We start from the raw sequence: 22735 nt of genomic DNA, 5'->3' as shown, positions 1-22735 counted from the left end.
CGCCCACGATAGCTTGACCTGGAGCGCGCTCCAGGTGTCAGGCTGGCCCGCATGACGACGACACGGACACTGGGCCGCAGCGGGATCGAGGTCAGCGCGCTGGGCATGGGCTGCTGGGCGATCGGCGGCCCGCTCTGGGGCGACGACGGACAGCCTTACGGCTGGGGCGAGGTCGACGACGCGGAGTCGATCCGCACCGTGCACGCCGCCCTCGACCTGGGCATCACCCTGTTCGACACCTCCAGCAACTACGGCGCGGGCCACAGCGAGCGGGTGCTCGGCCAGGCCCTGCGCGGACGGCGGGACAGCGCGGTCATCGCCAGCAAGTTCGGCTACACCGTCGAGGAGCGGACCCGGCTGGCCACCGGCGAGGACGCGTCGGCGGCGTACGCGGTCAGCTGCCTCGACGGCATCCTCGACCGGCTCGGCACCGACCACCTCGACCTCTACCAGCTGCACCTGGGCGGCCTGCCCACCGGCCAGGCCCTCGACCTGGTGGAGACCCTCGAAGACCTGGTCGCGCAGGGCCGCATCCGGGCGTACGGCTGGAGCACCGATGACCCGGAGCGCGCCGCCGCGTTCGCGAAGGCCGGGGCGCACTGCGCGGCCGTGCAGTACGACACCTCGGTGCTGAACGACAACGCCGCCATGGTCGACGTGCTGGCCACCTGGAACCTCGCCGGGCTCAATCGGGGTCCGCTGGCCATGGGCCTGCTCACCGGCAAGTATCACGGCGCGGCCGGCGCCATCGGGCGCGACGACGTACGCGGCAAGAACCCGGAGTGGCTGCGCTGGTTCACCGACGGCGCGCCGACGCCGGAGTGGGCGCAGCGGGTCGACCGGGTCCGTGCGGCGCTCACCGCCGACGGCCGCACCCTCACCCAGGGCGCGCTGGGCTGGCTGCTCGCGCGCAGCCCGCACAACCTGCCCATTCCCGGCTGCCGCACCGTCGCCCAGGCCGAGGAGAACTTCGCCCCGCTCGCCCGCACCCCGCTGCCCGCCGACGCCTTCGCCGAGGTCGAGTCCCTGCTGGCCGACCTGCGCGGCTGACACCCGCCCGGTGTGCCGCGGCGGGTGCCACCGCCGCGGCACACCGCTCTCCGCCTTCCGCCGGTGGCCCGGTCCCGGTCCGCGCGGCGGCAATACGGTTGCCACGCCCGGGTGTGCCTGACACCGTTGCGGTCGTGTCGAAGACGGACGGGGCGGAGAGATGAGTGGGCGGCTGCGGGAGATCGCGCGGCAGACGGTGGAGATCGCGGAGCGCGGCGAGTACCGCAACGCGGCGGGCGGGCAGGTCGTGATCGGAGCGGCGGTGCGGGCGGCCGTCGCGGGCACCCGCCACCACGAACCGGACGAGCAGCTGGCCCCGGCCGGAGCGCGTAACCCGCAGCCGGTGATCGAGGTGACCCGCGAGTCGACGCTGGTCGCGGCCCGGCGCGCGGGTCCGGCGGCGGCCTGCCTGGTGTTCGCCTCGGCGAAGAATCCGGGCGGCGGCTTCCTCGGCGGCGCGAGGGCGCAGGAGGAGAGCATCGCCCGGTCGTCGGCCCTCTACCCGAGCCTGCTGGCCGCCCCGGACTTCTACGCCTATCACCGCGGGCAGCGCGACCTGCGCTACAGCGACCGGGTGATCTACTCCCCGGGCGTGCCGGTCTTCCGGAACGACAGGGGCGACCTGCTCGACGAGGCGTACCAGACGTCTTTTCTGACCGCGGCCGCGCCCAATCTGGGCGCGATCGCGCGCAACCAGGCGGCGGACCTGCCGGACGTGCCCGCGGTGCTGCTGCGGCGGGCGACCCGGGTGCTGGCGGTGGCCGCCGCGCACGGGCACCGCACGCTGGTGCTCGGCGCATGGGGCTGCGGTGTGTTCCGCAACGACCCGGCCGTGGTCGCGCAGGCCTTCGCCGACGCGCTGCGCACCGTGGACCGCTTCGACCGCGTCGTCTTCGCGATCTACGACAACCTGTCCGGCACCCCGGTGCACGCGGCGTTCGCGCGGGTGTTCGGCGGCTGAGCGGTGCTCAGTCCTGCTCCTGGGACTGGATCTTCTCACGGATCGAGGCGATCTCGAACCGGTCCGGCACCCGCACCGTGGGCATGCCCTCCATGCCCCAGGTGGAGAAGCACTCGCAACCGGGCACCGGGCACAGCATGATGCCGCCGTCGGCCGGATCGTCGGCCGTGGTGACCAGCGCATGCGGGTCGAACGGATGGCCGCACTGGGCACACGTCTCGGACTGCTCGTGCGGCTGCGTCATGGGCTCGCCCTCCCGTGAGCGTCGCCCGGCCGGTGCGGGCGGGCGCCCCTCCATTGTCGGCACGCCTGCGCCACCGGCGTAAGACACGCGGCCGCCCGGCGCGAAAGAACGGACGAGCAGCGCCGGAAGGCGGTGCGACGGGCCGCCGCGCGGGGCACGTCCGGGCAGCTTGTCCTGGTGGCCGAGGATCAGAGCGCCGCGGCGGCGCGCAGACCCAGGCGCGGTGAGGCCAGGACCGCGATGTCGGTCACGCCGCGCTCGGTGACGGGAGCCATCGAGGCCTGGGCGAGCACGACCACGTCGGCGTCGGTGACCCCGGCCAGCGCGGCGGCGACCCGGTCGAGGTAGCCGTCGAGGTCGCCGGCCTCCAGTCGGTCCCAGGCGCCGCAGATCATCTGCGCGGACACCGTGACGGGGCGTCCCGCGCGCGCGGCCTCTTCCTCGATCAGCGCCGTGGTGGGCGCGAGCGTGGTGGCGAGCGCGGCCAGCACGGTGATGCGCGGCCCGGCGGCCACGGCCGCGGCGGCCATCGGCCGGTCCACGCGGAGCACGGGGATGCCCGCGCGCGCGGCCGCCTGCTCGGCGAGCGCGCCGATGGTGGAGCAGGTGCACAGCACGGCCCGCGCGCCGGCCTCCGCGGCGAGGCCGACCTGCTGGGCGACCTGGTCGGCGACGGCCGGCACACCGCGGCGGCGCGCCTCGTCGAGCAGATGCTCGGCGACGATGTGGTACAGCGTCAGCGTCGGCGCCTCCTCGTTGCGGAGCCGGTCGAAGGTGAGCACGTGGGCCTGCGAGGTGTGCAGGAGAGCCAGCATCGTCGTTCGTTTCCGTGCGAGTCGGACATTCGAGGGCGGATCACCGTAGCACCGGGTGAGCCCTGCCCACCGCCTCGCGAGACGGCCGTCACAGCAGGATCGAGGCATGCGCGCCCGGGGCCGCGGTGGCCGCGCGGCGTGACGGCAGGGAGCCGGCCGCCCGGCCGTGGCCAGGGCGGCCGATGCTCAGTCGCGGCCCTTGCCGCGGTAGAGGTCCAGCTCGCCGTCCAGCTCGACGGCGACCACCGTGGCGTGCGGGTCCAGGTCCGCCGCTGCCGGGGCGTCGACCCAGGTGACGCCCGGCACCTCGCCCAGCCCGCCGGTGACCCGGTGACCGAGTTCGGCGCCGGAGCCCAGCACGTACGCCCGCCTGATCGGCGTGCGCAGGCCCTTGAGCGCGACGGTCTCGCCCGGCGCGCCGAAGCAGACCAGGTAGAGGGTGCGCCGGTCGGCCGACAGCGTGCTCGGGCCGTAGTGGTGGCCCGCGGGCAGCCCGGCGACGGTGCCGAACACCGCCGGCTCGTGCCGCGCGATCCACCCGCCCAGGCCCTCCAGCCGCTCGACCTGCTCGGCCGGGATCGTGCCGTCGGCCCTGGGGCCGACGTCGAGCAGCAGGTTGCCGCCCATGCCGATGGTCTCGGTGAAGTAGCGCACCAGCTGGCCCACGGACTTGTGGTTGGTGTCGCTGTGGCGGTAGCCCCACGAGTCGTTGACGGTCAGGCACAGCTCCCACGGCCCGTCCGGCGCCTGCATCGGGATGCCCTGCTCCGGGGTCGCGTAGTCGCCGTAGGACATCATCCGCGCGTTGAGGACGGTCTCCGGGTTGGCGGCCAGGATCTGCTCCGACAGCTCCCGCATGCGCCACTGCTGCTCGCTGCGCTCCCACTCGCCGTCGAACCAGAGCAGGTCCGGGCGGTAGCGGTCGATCAGCTCGCCGACCTGACCGTCGCGGTAGGACAGGTAGCGGGTCCAGGCCTGCGCGTCGTCGGGCCGGCCGTCCTGCGGCGCGACCCATACGCTGTCGTTGACGTGCTGGGCCTCGCCCTGGCTGCGCACCGACGGGTAGTCGGGGTGGTTCCAGTCCGAGTGCGAGTAGTAGAGGCCCACCTTGAGGCCGCGCTCGCGCAGCGCCTGCGCGTACGGGCCGATCAGGTCGCGCCCGGCCGGGGTGTGCTCGACGACGTTGCGGCCGCCCTGCGCGGAGTCCCACAGCGCGATGCCGTCGTGGTGGCGGGCGGTCAGCACCGCGTAGCGCGCGCCGACCCGGGCGAACAGGTCGGCCCAGGCCTTGGGGTCGTAGTTCTCGCCCGCGAATCCGTCCTGCTGGCGCATGTACTGCTCGTGCGGGACCTCGCCGGCGTAGAAGGCCCACGACTCCAGGGTGCCGTCGACGGCGTAGATCCCCCAGTGGAGGAAGATGCCGAGTTTGGCCTCGGCGAACCACGGCTGCATCGCCACGGTGGTGCTCCTTGACTGTCGTTTCCGGTCGACGGTGGGTAAGGCTATGACCCGATCGCCTGGAAGCGCGTGGGTCTTGCTCACCACTACTGGTACGTTTTCACCATGTCGGCGCTGCTGGAGTCCGGTGGCCGGAGCGTGCGCCTGCACCTGGACAGCCCGCCGCAGGTGGCCAACATCGGCGTCGGCGTGCATGGCACCACGGTGGTCCGGGAGTCGTTCCTGCTGCCCGAGCTGTGGCAGCTGCACCTGTACGGCTACCACGGCGAGCTCACCGCGGGCGGGGTCACCCACCCGATCCGCCCGGGACACGTCAGCCTGGTCCCGCCCGGGGTCGAGGTGCGCTTCGACTACCAGGGCCGCTCCGAGCACCTCTACGCGCACCTGCGCATCCCGCGTTCGGGCCCGCCGCTGTCCGTGCCGGTGATGCAGGACGCCGGACCGTCGGCCGCGGCCCTGTCGTCCATGCTGCGCCAGGCGGTGGCGGCCTCGCCGCGCCCGACGCGCCAGTCCGCGGCGGAGGTCTGGGCGGTGCTGTGGCGGGTGGCCCAGCTGCCGCGCGCCGAGCCGGGCACCCGCTCCGGCGAGCCGCACCGGGCGGTCGCGGCGGCGATGGCATACCTGGAGTCGCGGCTGGCCGAGCCGGTGTCGGTGCCGGACATCGCCCGGCACGCGGGGGTCTCGCACAACCACCTGACCCGGCTGTTCCGCGCCGAGACCGGGGACACCGTGGTGGGCTACCTGCGCCGCCGCCGGCTGGCGCGGGCCGAGCACCTGCTGCGCCGCTCGACGCTGTCGATCCCGGCCGTGGCCGCCTCGGTCGGCATCGCCGACCTGCAGGCGTTCAACAAAGCGTGCCGGCGCGAGTTCGGCCTGTCTCCGCGTGCCCTGCGCGTCGCTCGCTGAACGGACTTCGCTGTCGTTTATTGCACTCGACAGCGCATGCGGGCACATGCTAGTTTTTTCTTGCAGGTGAAAGTCGAAGCTAGGGGGGACCGATTGGAGACGTCGCACAGTGGCGACGAGCTGGCACGGATCCTGGCGACACTGGCCAACCCGCACCGCATGCGCGTCATCGCCGCCCTGGCGGGCGGACGCAACTACGTGAGCGCGCTGGCCCGCGAGCTGGGCATCAGCCGGCCGCTGCTGCAACTGCACCTGGCCAAGCTGGAGGCGGCGGGGCTGGTCACCGCCGCGTTCGAGCTGTCCACCGACGGCAAGGCCATGAAGTACTACGACACGGTGCCGTTCACCGTGACGCTCACCCCGCAGAGCATCGCGCAGGCCGCGCGGACGCTCACCACCGAGGAAGGAGACAGCTGATGGGCAACTCGTCATGGGCCATGAGCATGGGCACGATCTGGATCGTCGGCATGCTGGTCATCTCGATCACCGGCATGCTGCTGTGGCACCGCAGGCAGGACCAGAGGGCCAAGGCGGCGCTGTCGCCCGCCGCCGACCAGCTCACCGCGATCGCCGCGCAGCTGACCGACCTCCAGGCCCGCGTCGGCAAGATCGAGAAGGTGCTGGCCTCGGTCGACTGACGCCGCAGGCGCCGCCGTGCCGCCTACCATGGGACGTGCGGGACCGGCTCCGGCCGGTCCCCGGCACCGGGGGAGGTGTCGCGGTGGCGCTGCGGCGATGGTCGGCGGTCCGCACCGGACCGACCGGCGACGGCATCCTGGACCTCATCGAGCGGCACTACCCCAAGCGCGCCGAGGTCTACGTGACCTCCGGCATGGACGGCGACCACGGCAAGGTCAGCCACCACTACGGCCTGCACCATCGCGGCTCGCCGACCGCCGCGATCGACTTCGGTGTCGGCGCGAACGCGCGGATGGGCCGCGACCTGGCCAAGTGGATCGAGGACGAGTTCGGCGACCTGTGCGTCGAGCTGATCCACACCACGCCGTTCCCCGACGACGACGGCTTCTACGTCAAGAACGGCAAGAAGATCGCTTCGTACGGCGCGGCCACCGACGCCGCCCACGCCGACCACGTGCACCTGGCCATGTCCGCGGCCCAGGTGGCGAAGGCGCTGGCCCGGCTGGCGGCCAAGACCGGCGGTGCGGCGCCGGGCCCCGCCCGACAACGCGCGCCGCGCAAGGCGGCGAAGAAGGCGGCCACGCCGAAGAAGTCCCTGCCCGCGGCCGCGTACCACACGGTGCGGGCGGGGGACACCCTCACCGCGATCGCGGGGCGCTACAAGACGACCGTGCCCGCCCTCGTCAAGCTCAATCCGGTGATCACCAACCCGGACCTGATCCAGATCGATCAGCGGCTGCGGGTGAAATGAACGCCGCCTTACGCTGATGACCATGACGTTCCAGCTTCCTGACGCGATCGCCGCGCTGAGCCGTACGCCCGATGTGCTCGACGCCCTGCTCGGCGACCTCGGCGACGGGTGGACCAGGCACCGGCCCGCCGACGGCGAGTGGAGCGCGCACGACGTGCTCGGCCACTTCATCCACGGCGAGCGCACCGACTGGATCCCGCGCACCCGCATCATCCTCGACCACGGCACGTCGGTGCCGTTCGCGCCGTTCGACCGGGACGGCCACGTCGCGATCGCCGCCGACCGCAGCACCGCCGAGCTGCTCGACCTGTTCCGCACCCTGCGCGCGGAGAACGTCGCCGCGCTGCGCGGGTTCGAGCTGACCGACGGCGACCTGGACCGGGAGGGCGCGCACCCGGCCTTCGGCCCGGTCACCCTGGGCCAGCTGCTGGCGACCTGGACCACCCACGACCACGTCCACCTGGGACAGATCACCCAGGCCCTGGCCACCCGCTACACCGCCGAGGTCGGCCCCTGGCACGCCTACCTGTGGGAGTGAACCGGCGGCGCCTCCAGGCGCAGCAGCACCGGCGCGTCGGGCCGCTCGTTGTCGACGAGCACATCGGCGGCCGCCTCCGGATCCGCGTCGTCCCGGTAGAGCTGCTGGGCCGGCAGGTAGCGGGCCTCGTAGCGCCGCCGCACCGCCGCCTCGGAGCCGAACAGCGCCAGGTCGCGCACCAGCGCCCGGCGCAGCGTCTCCGCCGGGGAGACCCGCAGGTGCACCGTCAGCGTCCAGCGGGCGCGCAGCTGCTCCCGCAGCAGGAAGACCCCGTCGAAGATCAGTACCGCGCGAGCGGGCACGGCCGTCGACTCCGGCCGGTCGGCGGCCGAGCGGTGGTCGTAGCGCGCGGTGCCGATCGCGGACGTGCCCCGAGTGAACGGCAGCAGGCAGTGCTCCAGCAGGGCCGGGTAGTCGAAGGTGTCGTGGTAGCAGCCCTCCGCGGACAGCTCACCCCGGGCCGTCCGCTGCTCCTGCGGACGGTGGAAGCCGTCGATGCTCGCCCGCAGCACGCCGGTGCCGGCCGGCAGCGTGTCCCGCAGCCGCCGCGCCAGGCCGTCGGCCAGCGTCGTCTTGCCCGCGGCGTCCGGCCCGTCGATCCCGATCAGAACCCTCTCCCGGTACGCGCACAGCCCCGCCACGACCCCCGCGACCTGCCCCACGAGTCCCACCCCCGCAGCATGCCACCCGGCCCACCGGCCGCCCCCGGCGCGAGGCCGCACCGTCCGACCTGACAACGACGCTGGCCTATCTGATCGAGTTCGATCTCGATGCACTCGATCAGATAGGCCGGCGTCTATGAAAAACGTGGTCGGGACGGTGTGCCCGCCGAACCGGTCGCTTACTTGTCGGGTGGGGTCAGGCGTGGGCGGCGTCGGGGTCGGCGCCGCGTTGGCCGGGGAGGTGGGCGGGTTCGGGGTGGGCGGCGGCCGGGTCGGCGGTGCGGCGGCGGCGGCTGATCCGGTTGATCAGCGGTTCGACGCCGCGGGCGGTGAGCGGGCCGAGCACGGCCAGCATCAGCACGTACGCCGCCGCCAGGGGGCCCAGCTGCGGTTCGATGCCCGCCGCGACGGCCAGGCCGGCGATGACGATGTTGAACTCACCGCGCGGCAGCAGTGCCACCCCGGCGCGCAGCCGGCCGGCGACGCTGATGTGCGCCCGCTTGGCGGCCCACCAGCCGGTCGCCATCTTCGTCGCGATGCCCGCCAGCGCCAGCAGGATGGCGATGCCGGCGACCGGCGGCAGCGCCGTCGGGTCGGTCTGCAACCCGAAGAAGACGAAGAACACCGCCGCGAACACGTCGCGCAGGGGCGTGAGCAGCTCCCGGGCGGTGTGCGCCAGCGGCCCGGACAGCGCGATGCCGACCAGGAACGCGCCGACCGCGGCGGAGACCTGCAGCTGCTGGGCGATGCCGGCGACCAGCACGGTGAGGCCGAGCACCTTGAGCAGCAGCACCTCCGAGCTCGGCGAGGCGACGAACTTCTCCACGTACCGGCCGAACTTCAGCGCGACGACGAGGATGACGGTGATGGTCAGGCCCGCGATCCCCAGCGTGGTCAGGCCGGTGGCGAAGCTGGCGCCGGCCAGCATCGCGGTCAGGATCGGCAGGTACATCGCCATGGTCAGGTCTTCGAAGACCAGCAGCGACAGCACGATGGGCACCTCGCGGTTGCCCAGCCAGTTCAGGTCCGCGAGGACCTTCGCCGTGATGCCGGACGAGGTCACGTAGGTGATGCCGCCGAGCGCGACGGCCGCCACCGGGCCCCAGCCCAGGATCAGCGCCACGATGACGCCGGGTGCCGAGTTGAGGACCAGGTCGACCAGGCCGGCCGGGGCGTTGTGGCGCAGCGTGCTGACCAGTTCGGGCGCGGTGTACTCCAGGCCCATGGTGAACAGCAGCAGGATGACGCCGATCTCGGCGCCGGTGGCGGCGAAGTCGCCCGCCTCGTCGATGGGGAGCAGGCCGCCCTTGCCGAAGGCGAGACCGGCGAGCAGGTAGAGGGGGATGGGGGAGATGCCGACCCGCAGCGACACCGCGCCGAGCAGGCCCAGGGCGAGGATGACCGCGCCGATTTCGATCAGTACGACGGCTCCGTGCATACGCGTCAGCCGTTGTTGAGGATGTCGGTGACCGCGGCGGTGCCCTCGGCGGTGCCCACCGCGACGGCGAGGTCGCCGGGCTGGAACACGAAGTCGGGGCGGGGGCTGGCGAGGATCTCGCCGCCGCGGATGACCGCGACGATGGACGCGCCGGTCCGGGTGCGGGCCTGGGTGTCGCCCAGGCTCCGCCCGTCGAAGGGCGAACCGGCGATGACCGGCACCTGCACGGTCAGCAGCCCCACGACCTGGCGGCGCAGGTCGGCCAGGCGCTCCACGATGCGGGAGGTGCCCAGCAGTTCGGCTATGCCGTTGGCCTCGTCGGTGTTGAGCGACAACGTCGCGACGGCGGTATCCGGATCATCAGGGTGGTAGATCACGATGTCCCGCCGTCCTGAGACGTGCGACACCACGGCCGCGTGCTGTCCCCGTTTGGTCTGGAACTCGTGCCGCAACCCGATCCCCGGTAACGCGGTCTTCTCGACGTCCAAGGCTCAGACCTCCTGTGCGTGATCGACTGAGGTAACCCTACCCAACCGATAGGTAACTGGTCTACTGGCGGGTAGCCAGTTACCGAGTCGGAGCGGGCATAGCCGCAGGTCAGTTCGCGTCGACTTCAAGCCCGCTTGACGCGTGATCGGGTGTGAGGTCTGTCGCAGGCGGCCGGGTTCGGATAACGTGCCGCCATGTCGACCCTCGCCTCGCCCGCCACCGCCGACGCCGCGCCCGCCGACTCCGGATTCCGGGCCGCGGTGCGCGACCACACCGGGGACCTGATCGCGCTCCGCCGTGCCGTGCACCGCCGCCCCGAGATTGGGCTGCAGCTGCCGCAGACCCAGGCCGCCGTGCTCGCGGCGCTCGACGGGCTGCCGCTGGAGATCACCACCGGACGGTCGCTCAGCTCGGTCGTCGCGGTGCTGCGCGGCGGCCTGCCCGGGCCGGTGGTGCTGCTGCGCGGCGACATGGACGCGCTGCCGGTGACCGAGCTGACCGGGCTGGAGTACGCCTCCGAGGTGGCCGGTGTCATGCACGCCTGCGGGCACGACCTGCACGTGGCGATGCTGGTGGGCGCGGCCCGGCTGCTGAGCGGGGTGCGGGACCGGCTGCCCGGAAGCGTGATCTTCATGTTCCAGCCGGGGGAGGAGGGGCCCGGCGGCGCCGAGCCGATGATCGCCGAGGGCCTGCTGGCGGCCGCGGGCGAGCACCCGGTCGCGGCGTACTGCATCCACGTGCTGTCGGCGATCGAGCCGTTCGGGCGCTTCTCCACCCGGCGCGGGCCGATGCTGGCGGCCGCGGACACGCTGAAGGTGACCGTGCGCGGCGCGGGCGGCCACGGCAGCGCGCCGCAGTTCGCCAAGGACCCGATCCCGGCCGCGTGCGAGATGGTGACCGCCCTGCAGACGTTCGTCACCCGCAGCATCGACATCTTCGACCCCGCCGTCATCACGGTGGGCAGCTTCCACGCCGGCACGGCCGAGAACGTCATCCCGGCGCAGGCCGAGTTCGCCGCGACGCTGCGCTCCTTCTCGCCGGCCACCCGGGAACGGGTGCGCCGGGGCGTGCTGGACGTGGTGCACGGCATCGCCGCCGCGCACGGGCTCACCGCCGACGCCGACTACGTGCCCGGCTACCCGGTGACGATGAACGACGGCGGCGAGGCCGAGTTCGCCGCGAGCACCGCCGCGGAGCTGTTCGGCGCGGACCGCTTCGCCTGGATGGCCAACCCGGAGGCGGGCGCCGAGGACATGTCGTACGTGCTGGAGCGGGTGCCTGGGGCGTTCGTCAACCTGGGCGCCTGCCCGCCCGGCCTGGACCCGATGACGGCGCCGCTCAACCACGCGGCGCAGGCACGCTACGACGACGCGGTGGTGCCCGACGGCGCGGTGCTGCTGGCGGAGCTGGCCTGGCGGCGACTGTCGCGTTAGGACGTCTGTTTAGGAGTGTTCACCCCACTGATCTGACGTGTCGCACAGGGGGTGCGACGACCTGGCGGCCGCGTCGTGTTGAGTGCTGGTTGTCAGTCACCTTGCGTGGCGGTCATAGCACCGACAGGCGCGGACCGTCGCGGTCGGCACCCTCTAGCGTCGGTGGGAAAGTGATGAGCTCCCGGACCTCGAACCTGCGGGCGAAGATCGCCTTTCTGCTCGCCTCGCTCGCCGCGCTGTGGGCCTTCGCTGCGTTCGTGACCATGCGCGAAGGCCTCAACCTGTTCTGGATCAGCACCCTGGACCAGGAGGTCGGCCGGCCCACCGACTCGCTCGTCGCCGCGCTGCAGGCCGAGCGCCGCATCTCCGCCGTCGTGCTGGCCGCGGGCGACAGCGCCCACCGCGACGAGCTCGCCACGGCCCGAGCCACCACCGACGCCGCCGCCACCCGCTTCCGCGAGTCGGTCCGCGGCACCACCGCGGGCTGGGCCGCCACCCCGATCGCCGAGGCCAACATCGCCGAGCTGGGCCGGATGCTCGACGGGCTGGGCCCGGTGCGCACTGACGTCGACCAGCGCAGCGGCGAGCGGGCGGCCCCGATCGCGTACTACACGCAGACCATCGGGGTCGGATACCGCATCTTCGCGACCATCGCCAGCTTCGACGACCAGGCCATCAACGACCAGCTCAGCCATCTGCTGATCATGTCCAGAGGGCGGGAGCTGCTGTCGCAGGAGGACGCGCTGATGTCGGGCGTGCTCGCCGCGGGCCGTTTCTCCGCCACCGACGCCGCCGAGTTCGCCCAGCTGGTCGGCGCGCAGCGCAACATCCGCGCCACCGGCCTGGAAGGGCTGCCCGACGACAAGGCCGTCTACCAGCCGGTGCTGGAGGGTCCCGCGCTGACCCGCCTGACGCAGATCGAGGATCTGGTCGTCGCCCGGGCCAGGCCCGACGAGGCGCCGCCGGTCAGCGCCGCCGACTGGCGGGCCGCGTTCGACCCCGCCCTGAGCGCGCTGGCGCAGCTCGACATCGACCTCGCCGAGGCGACCATCGCCCGCGCGAAGGGCCCGACCATCCTGGTCATCGTGCGCCTGATCCTGGCCGCCGGCCTGGGCCTGATCGCCGTCATCGCCTCGATCGTGCTGTCGATCACCACCGCCCGCGCCATCGTGACCCAGCTGCGGCTCCTGCGTGACGCCGCCGACGAGCTGGCCACGGCGCGACTACCCGGCGTCGTACGGCGGCTGCGGGCCGGGGAGGAGGTCGACGTCGTCGCCGAGGCGCCGCCACTGGCGTTCGGCAACGACGAGATCGGCCAGGTCGGACAGGCGTTCAACGCCGTGCAGGAGACCGCGATCCGGGCCACCGTCGAGCAGGCCGAGCTGCGCCGCAGCGTGCGCGACCTGTTCCTGAGCCTGGCCCGGCGCAGCCAGACCCTGGTGCACCGCCAGCTCACCATGCTCGATGCCATGGAACGCCGGGCCACCGACGCCGCCGAGCTCGACGAGCTGTTCCGGGTCGACCACCTGGCCACCCGCATGCGCCGCAACGCCGAGAACCTGATCGTGCTGGCCGGCGCCGTGCCCGGCCGCGGCTGGCGGCGCACCATCCCGGTCGTCGACGTGATCCGCGCCGCGGTCGCCGAGGTGGAGGAGTACCCGCGGGTCAACGTGCTGCCGAGCGAGGCCGCCGGGCTGGCCGGGCACGCCGTCGGCGATGTGGTGCACCTGCTCGCCGAGCTGATGGAGAACGCGCTGGCCTTCTCGCCCCGGCACACCCTGGTCAACGTCGGGGGCTCCGCGGTCGGCGCCGGGTACGTGATCGAGGTCGAGGACCACGGCCTGGGGATGACCGCCGCCGACCTGGAACAGGCCAATGCCCAGCTGCACGAACCCGCCGAGTTCCTGCTCACCGGCACCCCGCGGCTCGGCCTGTACGTCGTCGGCCGGCTCGCCGAGCGCCACCACGTCAAGGTGCGGCTGCAACCCTCGGCCGGCGGCGGCACGACCGCGATCGTGTTGCTCCCGTCGAGCCTGGTCTCCGACGCCTGGACGCCCGTGTCCGGCAGCGACAGCGGCGAGCACCGGGTCGTCACCACGCCGCCGCCGGTCGCGGCCCTGCCCGTGCGAGCCGCCGTCGACGACGACTCCCGGGTCGGCACCGCCGCATCGCCCCGGCCCACATCGGATCTGCCCGTCCGGGTGCCCCGCCGGGTGCCCGCCGCCACGGCTGCGTCCCACGGCGAAGCCGCAGCCACCGATTTGCCTCACGCCCAACCCGAGGCGGCCCAGGCACCACCGGGTGCGACCCGGGCGGCGCGACTGCCCGACGGTGAGTCTTCGGTTAGCGAGGCATCCGAACCCGCACGGCGGGCGGGCGAGCTGTCCGAGGCCGGATTGCCGGTGGGCGAGGCGTCCGCGCCCGAGCACCGACCGACCACGTCGCCTGGCGACGGACCAGCAGCCGAGACCGCGCCGTCCCCGCCCGGCCCGCCCGCCGTACCCGCGCCCGCCGTCGCCGCGGCCCCAGCCGCCGCCGTCGCCGCCGCCACCACGGCCCCCGCCCGGGTCAACGGCTCCACCTCGGACGCCGGACTGACCGGAGGCACCACGGTGCCCGCACCGCGCGGGCCGGTCGAGGGCACCGTCTACACCCCGTCGGGCCTGCCCGTACGGGCCCGCCCGGCGGTGCCCGCGGTGCCCCTGGCGGACCATCGCGCCGAGGCGGTGCGCATCGAGGAGGATCCTTCGGACGCACTGCCGGGAGTGGAGCTACGGCTGACCACCGGGGCGACGCACCAGCCCGCGACGGTGACTCCGGAGCCCGGGGGCGTGCCCGGCGACGCCGCACCCGGACCCGCCGAGCGCCCGGCGTCACAGGTGTACAGCCTGATCGCGGCATACCAGCAGGGGAGCCGGCGGGGCCGGATCGCCGCCGAAGAGCTCGCCACCGAACCCCGCGGCCCGGGCGAGCCCGAGCCGGAGCCCGAGGACCGGCCCGCACTGCCGCGACGGCCGAGCCCGCGCACAGCGCCGCGGCACGAGGAAGGGCAAGGCGAAGGGGAATGACCGTGGAGCAGAAGACGAGAGCAGCCGCTGACCTGGCCTGGCTCGCCGACGATTTCGTCGAAAGGGTGGCGCAGGCTCAGAAGGCCATCGTGCTGTCCGCCGACGGCCTGCTCATGGCCGCGTCCGCGGAACTCAGCCGGGAGGACGCCGAGCACCTCGCCGCCGTCGCCGCCAGCCTGTTCGGGTTGGCACGCGGGGCGGGACGGCGCTTCGGCAAGGGCAAGGCCCGGCAGGCCATCATCGAGATGGACAGCGGCTTCCTGTTCGTCACGGCCGCGGGCAACGGCGCCTGCCTGGCCGTGGTGGCGGGCAAGGACGCCGATGCGGGCCTGGTGGCGTACGAGATGGCGATGCTCGTGGTGCGGGTGGGCCAGTATCTGACCGCACCGGCCCGCGGCAGCCACCCGTGAACGTGGCACAGCCGCTCGAACCGGACGGCCTGCCTGACGACGGGCTGCTGTGGGTCGACGACGAGGCCGGGCCGCTGATCCGCCCGTACGCGATGACCTCCGGCCGGACCCGGCCCCGCCACCACGACCTCGACCTGATCGCGGTCGTCGTGGCCACCCGGCCCACGCTGCCCTCCGACGGCGGTCTGGGCTCGGTGTACGCCGAGATCATGGCGGTGTGCCAGCGGCCGGTGTCGGTTGCCGAGATCGCCTCCTACCTCCGGCTGCCCGCCGGCACGGTCCGCGTGCTGCTCAGCGACCTGCTCGAACGCCGGCTGGTCCGGCGGCGCGCCCCCGTCAACGTCAACCAGCTACCCAGCGCGGACATTCTCAAGGCGGTCATCGATGGCATCCGAGCCCTATGACGACGAAGGCGGCATCCCCTCCGCCTTCAAGATCCTGGTCGCGGGCGGGTTCGGCGTCGGCAAGACCACGCTCGTCGGCGCGGTCAGCGAGATCTCGCCGCTGCTGACCGAGGAGCTGCTCACCGACGAGAGCATCGGCGTCGACGACACCGTCGGCGTGGAGACCAAGTCGACGACCACGGTCGCGCTCGACTTCGGCCGCATCACCATCAACGACGACCTGGTGCTCTACCTGTTCGGCACGCCCGGGCAGGAGCGCTTCATGTTCGTCTGGGACGAGCTGGCGTACGGGGCCATCGGCGCGGTGGTGCTGGCCGACACCCGCCGGCTGGAGGACGCGTTCGGCTCCATCGACTACTTCGAGCAGCGCGGCACCCCGTTCGTGGTGGCGGTGAACTGCTTCGACGGCGCGCGGGTGTATCAGGCGCAGGAGGTGGAGCAGGCGCTCAACCTGGATCCGCACGTGCCGGTGCGGCTGTGCGACGCCCGCCGCCGCGAGTCGGTCAAGGATGTCCTGGTCACCCTGCTGGAGCAGGTGATGGCACAGGGGGTGCACGCGGGCTAGGCGGCGGCCGACCGCCCGGCGCGCCGCAGGAGGGGCGGCGCGCCGGGTCGGTCGTCTGCCGCGCCCGTGGTGGCGGGACACGGCGGCGCCTGGGGGGTGGCGCCGTGTCCCGTCGGGGGCGCCGCTGCCCCGGGCGGTGCGGGCCCGGGGCAGCGGAATTCCCTCAGCGGCCCGCTGTCACAGGGTCAGCGTCCAGCTGTTGATGTAGCCGACGTCGTTGGACGCGGCGTCCTGGACCCGCAGGTTCCAGGTGCCGTTGCGCACCTCGGTCGACAGGTTGACGGTGTACGTCTGGTCGATGTTGTCGGTGCTGCCGCCGCTCCGGTTGTGCAGCACGTACGTGCTGCCGTCCGGCGCGACCAGGGTGACCACGAGATCGCCCTTGTACGTGTGCACGATGTGCACCTCGGCGGTGGAGGTCGCCGACGCGTTGCCGGTGCAGCCGGACACGGTGATCGGGCTGTTGACGGTGCCCAGGTCGACGATGGTCACGTCGGTGGCGTTGGTGCCACCGCAGCTCGGCGGCAGTGCCCCGCCGAGGTTCAGCGTCCAGCTGTTGATGTAGCCGACGTCCGACGGCCCCGCGTCCTGCACCCGCAGCTTCCAGGTGCCGTTGGCGACCTCGCTCGACAGGTTCACGGTGAACGTCTGGTCGATGTTGTCGGCGCTGCCGCCGGTCTTGTTGCGCAGCGTGTAGAGCGTGCCGTCGGGAGCGACGAGGCTGACGATCAGGTCACCGACGTACGTGTGCACGATGTGCACCTCGACGGTGCTGGCCGAGCCGGCGTTGCCGGTGCAGCCGGTGATCGCGATCGACGACTCCACGGTGCCCTGGTCGATGATGGTGACATCGGTCGGGTTGGTCGCCGAGCAGCCGGGCGGCCCGGCGACGGTCAGCGCGAACGTGGTGGTCCTGGTCGCGTCGCTGCCGGTGCCGGTGACGGTCACCGTGTACGTGCCGACCGGGGTGCTCGCGCTGGTCGCGACGGTCAGCGTCGACGAGCCGCCCGAGGTGATCGTGGCCGGGCTGAACGACGCGGTCGCCCCGCTGGGCAGGCCGGACGCGGACAGCGCGACCGACTGGGCGCTGCCGTTGGTGACCGTGGTGCCGATCGTGGACGTCACCGAACCACCGGCGGTGGTGCTGCCGGAGGCGGGGCTGGCGGCCATGGCGAAGTCGTTGCCCGCGGGCGTGCCTACGGCCAGGGTCCACACCGCGTACGCGGCCGCGTCGGCGGCCCGGTTCAGCACCGTGTCGTTGATGTTGCTCGGGAACGTGTCACACGAGGCGTGGTAGCAGGGGTCGTAGTCCCCGGTCGTGCCGCCCCACTTGGTCACCTGGGCCGAGGTCTTGTTGGCGCTGGCGCCGGCCGCGATGCCGCTGGTCTGGATGCCCGCGGCGTTGAACGAGGCGTCGTCGGACCGCCCGGCGCCCTCGACGTTCTCCTCCGGGTTCAGACCGGGGAAGTTCGCGTCGTAGTACGCCTTGATGGTCTGGCCGAGGCTGGACGTGATCCGGTTGATGAAGTAGCCGCCGTTGGTGGAGGCGACCATGTCGAAGTTCAGGTACCCGGTGATCTTCGCGCGGTCGGCCGAGGACAGCGAGTTGACGTAGAACTCGGACCCGTTGAGGCCCTGCTCCTCGTCGGTCCACCAGCCGAACCGCACATGCTTGACCATGGTCGGGTTCTGCTCGGCCAGCGTGAGAGCCAGCTCCAGCAGCATCGAGGAGCCCGAGCCGTTGTCGTTGATGCCCGGTCCGGCCGACACGCCGTCGAGGTGCGCGCCCAGCATGAGCACCTGGTTGGTGTCACCGCCCGGCCAGTCCGCGATCACGTTCGGGCCCGCGCCGCTGGTGCAGCCCGAGGTGCAGCTCTGCTTGACGACGTTGTATCCGGCCGCGGTCAGCGCGTTGAAGACGTAGTTCACCGAAGCGGTGTAGCCCGCCGTGGGGGAGCGGCGGTTGCCGCCGTTGCTGCTCGCGATCGTCTGGAACTGCTGCAGGTGGGTGCGGATGTCGGTCAGCGAGATGTCGGGCGGGGCCAGGGCCACCGCCGGGGCGGCCGGGATGGCCACGGCTCCGACGAGCGCCATGGACAGGACGAGAATGCCGCGGATGATGGGGTTTCTTCTCACGCCGTACTCCTCGGGATCGAGTGCGCCGGGGTTGCCGGTCCTGAGGAGGATAGAACGTGAAGTAGATAGATTTGAATAGGTGGAACTCGACACGCTGGGTGCCGGGTCGGCCGATGGCCGTAGGCTTCCGGGCGTGGATCACCTGGCAGGAACACTCGGCGCGGCCGTCGCGCTGTTCGCGGGCACCAACGTCGACGACCTGATCGTGCTCACGGTGCTGTTCCTGAGCAGCCGCACCACCGGCCGCCCACGCCGCTGGGAGATCTGGACCGGCCAGTACGCCGGCATCGCCGCCCTGGTCGGCGCGTCCGCGCTGGCCGCGGCCGGGCTCGCGGTGGTGCCCGACCGATGGGTGGGCCTGCTCGGGCTCGTCCCGCTCCTACTGGGCGTGCGCGCCCTGGTCCAGACGCTGCGGTCCCGGGGCGACGGCGGCCCACCGCCCGCCGTGGCGACCACGGCGCCGGCCGTGGCCGGGGTGACCGTCGCCAACGGCGCGGACAACATCGCCGTCTACACACCCGTGTTCCGCACTGTCGGCGTCACCGACAGCCTCGTCACCGTCGCGGTCTTCGCCGTCCTCGTCGCCGTCTGGTGTGCCACCGCCGCCTGGCTCGGCTCGCACCCCCGCGTCGTCGCCTTCATCGAGCGTTACGGCCACTGGCTCGTCCCGGCCGTCTTCATCGCCATCGGCCTGCTGATCATCCTGGAGTCGCCGCTGCTGGCCGGCAGCTGAGCCCTGCACTGACGCCGCGCGGTCCAGCGGCTCTGCCGCCGCGAAAGTAGATGCCCTCCGACGCATTTGCTCTGCACCCATTCCCTTGCTCTGCACCCATCCACGCAACATCTCCGCGGTGTTGCGCCGGCGGGTGCAGAGCAAGCTTTTGGGTGCAGAGCAAATGCGCCAGACACCCATCACCCCCGCCCGCTCCGCGGCTGTGCGAGACTCGATCATGGCTGTGACGAACCCCTGGCTGGCCGGACCCTCTCCCACCAAGCGACTGCCGCGCGAGCGGCTGGCCGAGCGCATCCTCAACCTGCTGTCCTCGCAGAACATGTGCGTGCTGGCGACCACCGGCCCGGACGGCCCGCTGGCCACCCCGGTGCGCTACTACCACCTGGACTTCGCGCTGCTGTTCACGGCCATGGCGGCCTCGCCGAAGATGCGCAACCTCGCGGCCGACCCGAGGGTCTCGATCGGCGTGTTCGCGCCGCTGGTCGGGCAGGCCAGCAGCCGTGGTGCGCAGGTGTTCGGGCAGGCCCGTTCGCTGGACCGCGGGGACGCGGAGTTCGACCACTACTGGGAGGCCTTCCGCTGGCAGAACGACCACGTCGAGCGGTCCCGCCCGCTGGACGAGCCGCCCGCCGGGCCGCTGGTGGTCGTCGAGGCCGAGCGCATCGTGTACACCGAGCACTGGCTGCGCCGCGACGGCTACGCCCCGCGCCAGTTCTGGCGCCGCGATCCGGCCGCCGGTCAGGCGGTCCAGTAGCCGCGCACGTCGTTGGTGATGTCGGGACGCAACTGCACGCGTACCCCGTCGGCGGCGTCCTTCGGCACGTCGAACACGACCACCCCGCCCGCCTTCTCGCCGGCGTTGAGGGTGACCGACTGCATGCCAGCGTCGAAGCCGAACGGCAGCACCGGCTCGAACAGCGTGCCGTCCGAGGCGACCAGTGCGAAGTCGCAGAAACAGGCGTACGTCTTGCCCGCGGTCACCTTCACCTCGACCGTGATGGCGACGAAGACCCCCTTCTTCGGGCGCACCAGGGCGCTGTCGGGCGCGACCGTGTGCCGGGTCAGCTTGCTGACCGTGTACGCGACGCGGTTGTCGCCGAGGCCGCCGCTGGTCTCGATGCTCTGGCCGAGTTTCGCGGTGGGTGCGGACTCGGGCGAGGCGGCCGGCGCGGAAACGGCCGGGGTGCCACCGGTGACGTTCGACTCCTGCGGCTTGACGCCGCAGGCCAGGCCGACGGCGCCCGCGAGCACCAGGGTGACGGTCAGCGCAGGGCGGCGCAGGCCAGGTCGACGGGACGACATCGTCGCATCGTAGACGGCATGCCCGCCCCGGTCGACGGCCCGCGAGCGGCGTGCAGGCCGCCCGTGACCGGGGGAAATACGTTGCCGAGCCGCCCGGTGCGCTCCTAGCCTGGGCTGTCACCAGCAGGAACGCGGCCGCATCCGCCCGTCCTCGAAAGCTGAGAAGAGGGTCGTCATGGGGTCGCTGATTCCGGCCGTGCTGCGCGAGGAACGCCAGTTCGCCCGCTACTTCTACGGCCAGGCGCTGTCCATGGTCGGCGACCGGATCAGCTTCGTCGTGGTCCCGTTCGCCGTGCTGGCCATCGACGGCGCGGGCGCGGCCGAGGTGGGCCTGGTCGGCGCGGCGACGCTGGTGCCGTTCCTGGTGTTCGCGCTCGCCGGTGGCGTATGGGCCGAACGGCTGCCGCGCCAGCGCGTGATGCTCGCCTCCGACCTGGTCCGCTTCGTGACCCAGGCGCTGGTCGCGGCACTGCTGCTGGGCGGCGTCGCGCAGGTCTGGCACCTGGTCGTGCTGATGGCGGTGTTCGGCACCGCCGACGCGTTCTTCGCGCCCGCGGCCGCCGGCCTGATGCCGCTGATCGTCGGACCCGAACGGCTGCAGGAGGCCAACGCGTTGCGCGGCCTGGTGATGTCGACCGGGCTGGTGGCCGGACCGGCCCTGGCCGGTGGCCTGATCTTCCTGGTCGGGCCGGGTGGGGCGATCGCCCTCGACGCGCTGAGCTTCGCGGTCAGCGCGGCGTTCCTGGCCCGGCTCACGCCGCGCGCCGCGGACCCCGCGGACGCGCCGCAGGGCGGCTTCTTCGCGCAGCTGCGCGAGGGCTTCACCGAGGTCGTGTCACGGACCTGGGTGTGGTCGACGCTCGGCGCGCTGTCGGTCTACCACGTGGTGGTGCTGCCGTCGGTGTTCGTGCTCGGGCCGGTGCTGTCCGCGCAGGAGTTCGGCGGCGCGGCGGCCTGGTCGGTGGTGGTGGCGGCGTTCGGCGTCGGTTCCGTCGTCGGCGACGTGGTGGCGCTGCGGGTGCGCATCAACCGGCCGCTGGTCGTCGCCGCGGCGGCGCTGGCCGTGGCGTCCTGCCAAGCGCTGATCATCGGGGCGGGGCCGACCATCCCGGTGATCGCCGCGCTGGAGGCGGTCACCGGCGTCGCGGTGGCGCTGGCGTTCACGCTGTGGGAGACGTCGCTGCAGGCACACGTGCCGCAGGCGGCGCTGTCGCGGGTCAGCTCCTACGACTACCTGCTGACCGCGGGCCTGATGCCGCTGGGCCTCGCCGTGGCCGGACCGGTCGCGCAGACGGTCGGGCTGCGCCCCACGTTGTACGCGATGACGCTGCTCGCCGTGCCCGTCGCGCTGGCCCTGCTCGCCGTCCCGGCGATCCGTCACCTGCGCGCGCCCGCCCCGGTGGCACCGCCCGTCGCGGCAGCCGCGCCCGCCGCGGCGTGACCTCCCGTGCCGCCGTCGATCCCGGCGGCGGCACGGCCGTCGCGGGGCGGGCGGTTAGGGTGACCGGGTGGCTGAGGTGACAGAGGACGCGAGCTTCTCCGGCGAGGACTGGTACGGCGACGAGCTGGCGGAGCGGCACTTCCTGCGGTGCACCTTCCGCGACGTCGACATGACCGAACTGTCCAGCCGGGGCGCGGTGTTCGAGGAGTGCGTGTTCGGCAACGTCAAGTTCAACGCCTCCCGGCACGCCGACAGCGCGTTCCTGCGCTGCTCCTTCCTGCGCTGCAACCTGTTCGAGGCCGAGTTCACCGGCTGCAAGCTCACCGGCAGCGTCTTCGAGCAGTGCACGCTGCGGCCGTTGCGGGTGACCGGCGGCGACTGGTCGTTCGTCAACCTGTCCGACGCCGACCTGCGCGGCGTCACCTTCTCCGGCGTACGCATGCGCGAGGCCGACCTGACCTCCGCGCTCTGCGACGGCGCGACGATCAGCGCCGTGGACCTGTCCGGCGCGCACCTGACCCGGGCCAAGTTCAACCGCTGCGACCTGCGCGGCAGCGACCTGACCGCCCTGCACCCGAACGAGGTCGAACTCCGCGACGCCCTCATCGACCCCACCCAGGCCCTCACCATCGCCCAGGCGCTCGGCCTGCGCATCGGCTGAGCCGAAGGAAGGGCACTTCATGACGGACGTCCGTGTAGAAGGTGCCCTTCCTTCGCTTTCGGCGAGGGCGGCGCGCGCGGTCAGTGCTCGCGGTAGGTGGCGTGGTCGTAGTCGGCGTACGCGCCGTCGGCGCCGAGGTCCTGCACCCACAGGCCGAGGAACGCGCCGGTGAAGCCCCACGCGGCGGGCTCGCCGTCGACCTCCCGCGCAGCGTGCTCGTCGGACAGGATCGTCGCGTCGAACACCGCCGGCAGCTCCTGCCAGCTGATCCCTGCGTGGTACGCGAAACGCAGCGCGGGGCCGTCGAACACCACCCGCAGGCCGACCCGGTCCACCCCGGTCACGTCGACGGCCAGCTCCGGGTGCGCCGTGCGCTTGCCGCTGTTCGAGCTGAGCACCTCCAGCGTGCGCCGCCCGTCGTCGGCCCGGGTGAGGTAGGCGTAGTACCAGTTCTGGGTGTTGTAGTAGCCGGTGATCCCGGCGAGCTGCCGGTGGTCGGCGGGATCGAACTCGACGGCGGTCTCCAGCGAGCACCGGGTCGCGCCGACGCGGCGGGCGACCAGGCTGGGGGTCTGCTTGCCGACCGGCGACTGCCCGCCGTAGATCCGCAGGTGCGAGGGCCGCGACCGCA

Annotated in this window: 25 protein-coding genes; 16 read left to right on the top strand and 9 right to left on the bottom strand. The window is 72.7% G+C overall.

What is annotated here, in order from left to right; translation table 11 throughout:
* The first annotated feature begins 51 nt into the window (after positions 1–51).
* Both HAV39_RS26955 and HAV39_RS26950 read left to right on the top strand, forming a co-directional pair.
* Positions 52–1050: an aldo/keto reductase gene (locus tag HAV39_RS26955; RefSeq protein WP_191841969.1), complete on the top strand. Its 999-nt coding sequence runs from the start codon at positions 52–54 to the stop codon at positions 1048–1050.
* Positions 1051–1210: 160 nt separating this feature from the next.
* A complete protein-coding gene (locus HAV39_RS26950; protein ID WP_191841967.1) occupies positions 1211–2011 on the top strand; it encodes a TIGR02452 family protein in 801 nt (266 codons plus the stop codon).
* A 7-nt stretch (positions 2012–2018) separates the two neighbouring features.
* Here the strand turns inward: HAV39_RS26950 and HAV39_RS26945 are convergent, their stop codons facing one another.
* The 3 genes from HAV39_RS26945 to HAV39_RS26935 form a co-directional block, all read right to left on the bottom strand.
* A complete protein-coding gene (locus HAV39_RS26945; RefSeq protein WP_191841966.1) occupies positions 2019–2255 on the bottom strand; it encodes a hypothetical protein in 237 nt (78 codons plus the stop codon).
* Positions 2256–2443: 188 nt separating this feature from the next.
* Positions 2444–3070, bottom strand: a complete 627-nt coding sequence (locus HAV39_RS26940; protein WP_191841965.1) for an aspartate/glutamate racemase family protein — start codon at positions 3068–3070, stop codon at positions 2444–2446.
* Positions 3071–3256: 186 nt separating this feature from the next.
* Positions 3257–4522 carry an alpha-L-fucosidase gene (locus HAV39_RS26935; protein WP_203736507.1) on the bottom strand — a complete coding sequence of 422 codons (1266 nt, stop codon included), beginning with the start codon at positions 4520–4522 and terminating at the stop codon, positions 3257–3259.
* A gap of 111 nt (positions 4523–4633) precedes the next feature.
* Here HAV39_RS26935 and HAV39_RS26930 point away from each other — a divergent pair, with 111 nt between their 5' ends.
* The 5 genes from HAV39_RS26930 to HAV39_RS26910 all read left to right on the top strand — a co-directional run bounded on the left by HAV39_RS26930 (position 4634) and on the right by HAV39_RS26910 (position 7362).
* The gene (locus tag HAV39_RS26930) at positions 4634–5434 is read left to right on the top strand and encodes a helix-turn-helix domain-containing protein (RefSeq protein ID WP_191841962.1); all 801 of its coding nucleotides are present in this window, start codon (positions 4634–4636) and stop codon (positions 5432–5434) included.
* Positions 5435–5527: 93 nt separating this feature from the next.
* Positions 5528–5851: an ArsR/SmtB family transcription factor gene (locus tag HAV39_RS26925; RefSeq protein ID WP_275413954.1), complete on the top strand. Its 324-nt coding sequence runs from the start codon at positions 5528–5530 to the stop codon at positions 5849–5851.
* Positions 5851–6072 (top strand): hypothetical protein, encoded by a 222-nt coding sequence (locus HAV39_RS26920; protein ID WP_191841959.1) that lies wholly within the window; start codon positions 5851–5853, stop codon positions 6070–6072. Before HAV39_RS26925 ends, HAV39_RS26920 begins: the two co-directional genes overlap by 1 nt.
* 83 nt (positions 6073–6155) lie before the next feature.
* Entirely contained in the window at positions 6156–6824 is a 669-nt protein-coding gene (locus HAV39_RS42325; protein ID WP_203736499.1) for a LysM peptidoglycan-binding domain-containing protein, read from the top strand.
* A 22-nt stretch (positions 6825–6846) separates the two neighbouring features.
* Positions 6847–7362, top strand: coding sequence for a DinB family protein (locus HAV39_RS26910; RefSeq protein WP_191841958.1), 516 nt, complete (start codon positions 6847–6849; stop codon positions 7360–7362).
* On the opposite strand, the gene HAV39_RS26905 is transcribed toward HAV39_RS26910, so the two are convergent.
* From HAV39_RS26905 to HAV39_RS26895, 3 genes are all read right to left on the bottom strand, one after another.
* Positions 7347–8033, bottom strand: a complete 687-nt coding sequence (locus HAV39_RS26905) for a nucleoside/nucleotide kinase family protein (protein WP_191841957.1) — start codon at positions 8031–8033, stop codon at positions 7347–7349. The two genes, HAV39_RS26910 and HAV39_RS26905, sit on opposite strands and share 16 nt — an antisense overlap.
* 187 nt (positions 8034–8220) lie before the next feature.
* Positions 8221–9462, bottom strand: coding sequence for a cation:proton antiporter (locus HAV39_RS26900; protein WP_191841955.1), 1242 nt, complete (start codon positions 9460–9462; stop codon positions 8221–8223).
* Positions 9463–9467: 5 nt separating this feature from the next.
* Positions 9468–9950, bottom strand: coding sequence for a cation:proton antiporter regulatory subunit (locus tag HAV39_RS26895; protein WP_120319891.1), 483 nt, complete (start codon positions 9948–9950; stop codon positions 9468–9470).
* A gap of 195 nt (positions 9951–10145) precedes the next feature.
* Here HAV39_RS26895 and HAV39_RS26890 point away from each other — a divergent pair, with 195 nt between their 5' ends.
* From HAV39_RS26890 to HAV39_RS26870, 5 genes are all read left to right on the top strand, one after another.
* On the top strand, positions 10146–11384 hold the full coding sequence (locus HAV39_RS26890) for a M20 metallopeptidase family protein (RefSeq protein WP_191841954.1): 1239 nt from the start codon (positions 10146–10148) through the stop codon (positions 11382–11384).
* A 173-nt stretch (positions 11385–11557) separates the two neighbouring features.
* Complete coding sequence (locus HAV39_RS26885; RefSeq protein WP_191841952.1) at positions 11558–14452, top strand: sensor histidine kinase; 2895 nt, start codon at positions 11558–11560, stop codon at positions 14450–14452.
* Between the two features lie 2 nt (positions 14453–14454).
* A complete protein-coding gene (locus tag HAV39_RS26880; protein ID WP_191842117.1) occupies positions 14455–14862 on the top strand; it encodes a roadblock/LC7 domain-containing protein in 408 nt (135 codons plus the stop codon).
* Positions 14859–15266, top strand: a complete 408-nt coding sequence (locus HAV39_RS26875) for a DUF742 domain-containing protein (protein WP_239120813.1) — start codon at positions 14859–14861, stop codon at positions 15264–15266. Before HAV39_RS26880 ends, HAV39_RS26875 begins: the two co-directional genes overlap by 4 nt.
* Positions 15247–15831, top strand: a complete 585-nt coding sequence (locus HAV39_RS26870) for a GTP-binding protein (RefSeq protein WP_120319894.1) — start codon at positions 15247–15249, stop codon at positions 15829–15831. The genes HAV39_RS26875 and HAV39_RS26870 overlap by 20 nt, the downstream gene beginning before the upstream one ends.
* Before the next feature lie 177 nt (positions 15832–16008).
* Here HAV39_RS26870 and HAV39_RS26865 read toward each other — a convergent pair whose 3' ends face one another.
* A complete protein-coding gene (locus tag HAV39_RS26865; protein WP_191842115.1) occupies positions 16009–17925 on the bottom strand; it encodes a proprotein convertase P-domain-containing protein in 1917 nt (638 codons plus the stop codon).
* A gap of 175 nt (positions 17926–18100) precedes the next feature.
* Between HAV39_RS26865 and HAV39_RS26860 the strand changes: the two genes are divergently transcribed.
* The gene (locus HAV39_RS26860; RefSeq protein ID WP_203736501.1) at positions 18101–18700 is read left to right on the top strand and encodes a cadmium resistance transporter; all 600 of its coding nucleotides are present in this window, start codon (positions 18101–18103) and stop codon (positions 18698–18700) included.
* Positions 18701–18917: 217 nt separating this feature from the next.
* Positions 18918–19454, top strand: coding sequence for a pyridoxamine 5'-phosphate oxidase family protein (locus tag HAV39_RS26855; RefSeq protein ID WP_191841951.1), 537 nt, complete (start codon positions 18918–18920; stop codon positions 19452–19454).
* Here HAV39_RS26855 and HAV39_RS26850 read toward each other — a convergent pair.
* The gene (locus tag HAV39_RS26850; protein WP_191841949.1) at positions 19439–20002 is read right to left on the bottom strand and encodes a DUF4352 domain-containing protein; all 564 of its coding nucleotides are present in this window, start codon (positions 20000–20002) and stop codon (positions 19439–19441) included. The two genes, HAV39_RS26855 and HAV39_RS26850, sit on opposite strands and share 16 nt — an antisense overlap.
* A 175-nt stretch (positions 20003–20177) precedes the next feature.
* Here HAV39_RS26850 and HAV39_RS26845 point away from each other — a divergent pair, with 175 nt between their 5' ends.
* A complete protein-coding gene (locus HAV39_RS26845; RefSeq protein ID WP_191841948.1) occupies positions 20178–21443 on the top strand; it encodes an MFS transporter in 1266 nt (421 codons plus the stop codon).
* A 67-nt stretch (positions 21444–21510) separates the two neighbouring features.
* Positions 21511–22104 carry a pentapeptide repeat-containing protein gene (locus HAV39_RS26840; protein ID WP_191841947.1) on the top strand — a complete coding sequence of 198 codons (594 nt, stop codon included), beginning with the start codon at positions 21511–21513 and terminating at the stop codon, positions 22102–22104.
* An 80-nt stretch (positions 22105–22184) separates the two neighbouring features.
* Here the strand turns inward: HAV39_RS26840 and HAV39_RS26835 are convergent.
* A partial coding sequence (locus tag HAV39_RS26835; RefSeq protein WP_483398703.1) for a beta-xylosidase family glycoside hydrolase occupies positions 22185–22735 on the bottom strand: 551 nt, incomplete at its 5' end.

This window comes from Catellatospora chokoriensis (genome assembly GCF_011297315.1).
GTDB classification, from domain to species: domain Bacteria; phylum Actinomycetota; class Actinomycetes; order Mycobacteriales; family Micromonosporaceae; genus Catellatospora; species Catellatospora citrea.
Note: the sequence above shows the minus strand (reverse complement) of the source record. Positions and strands in the feature narration are given on the sequence as shown.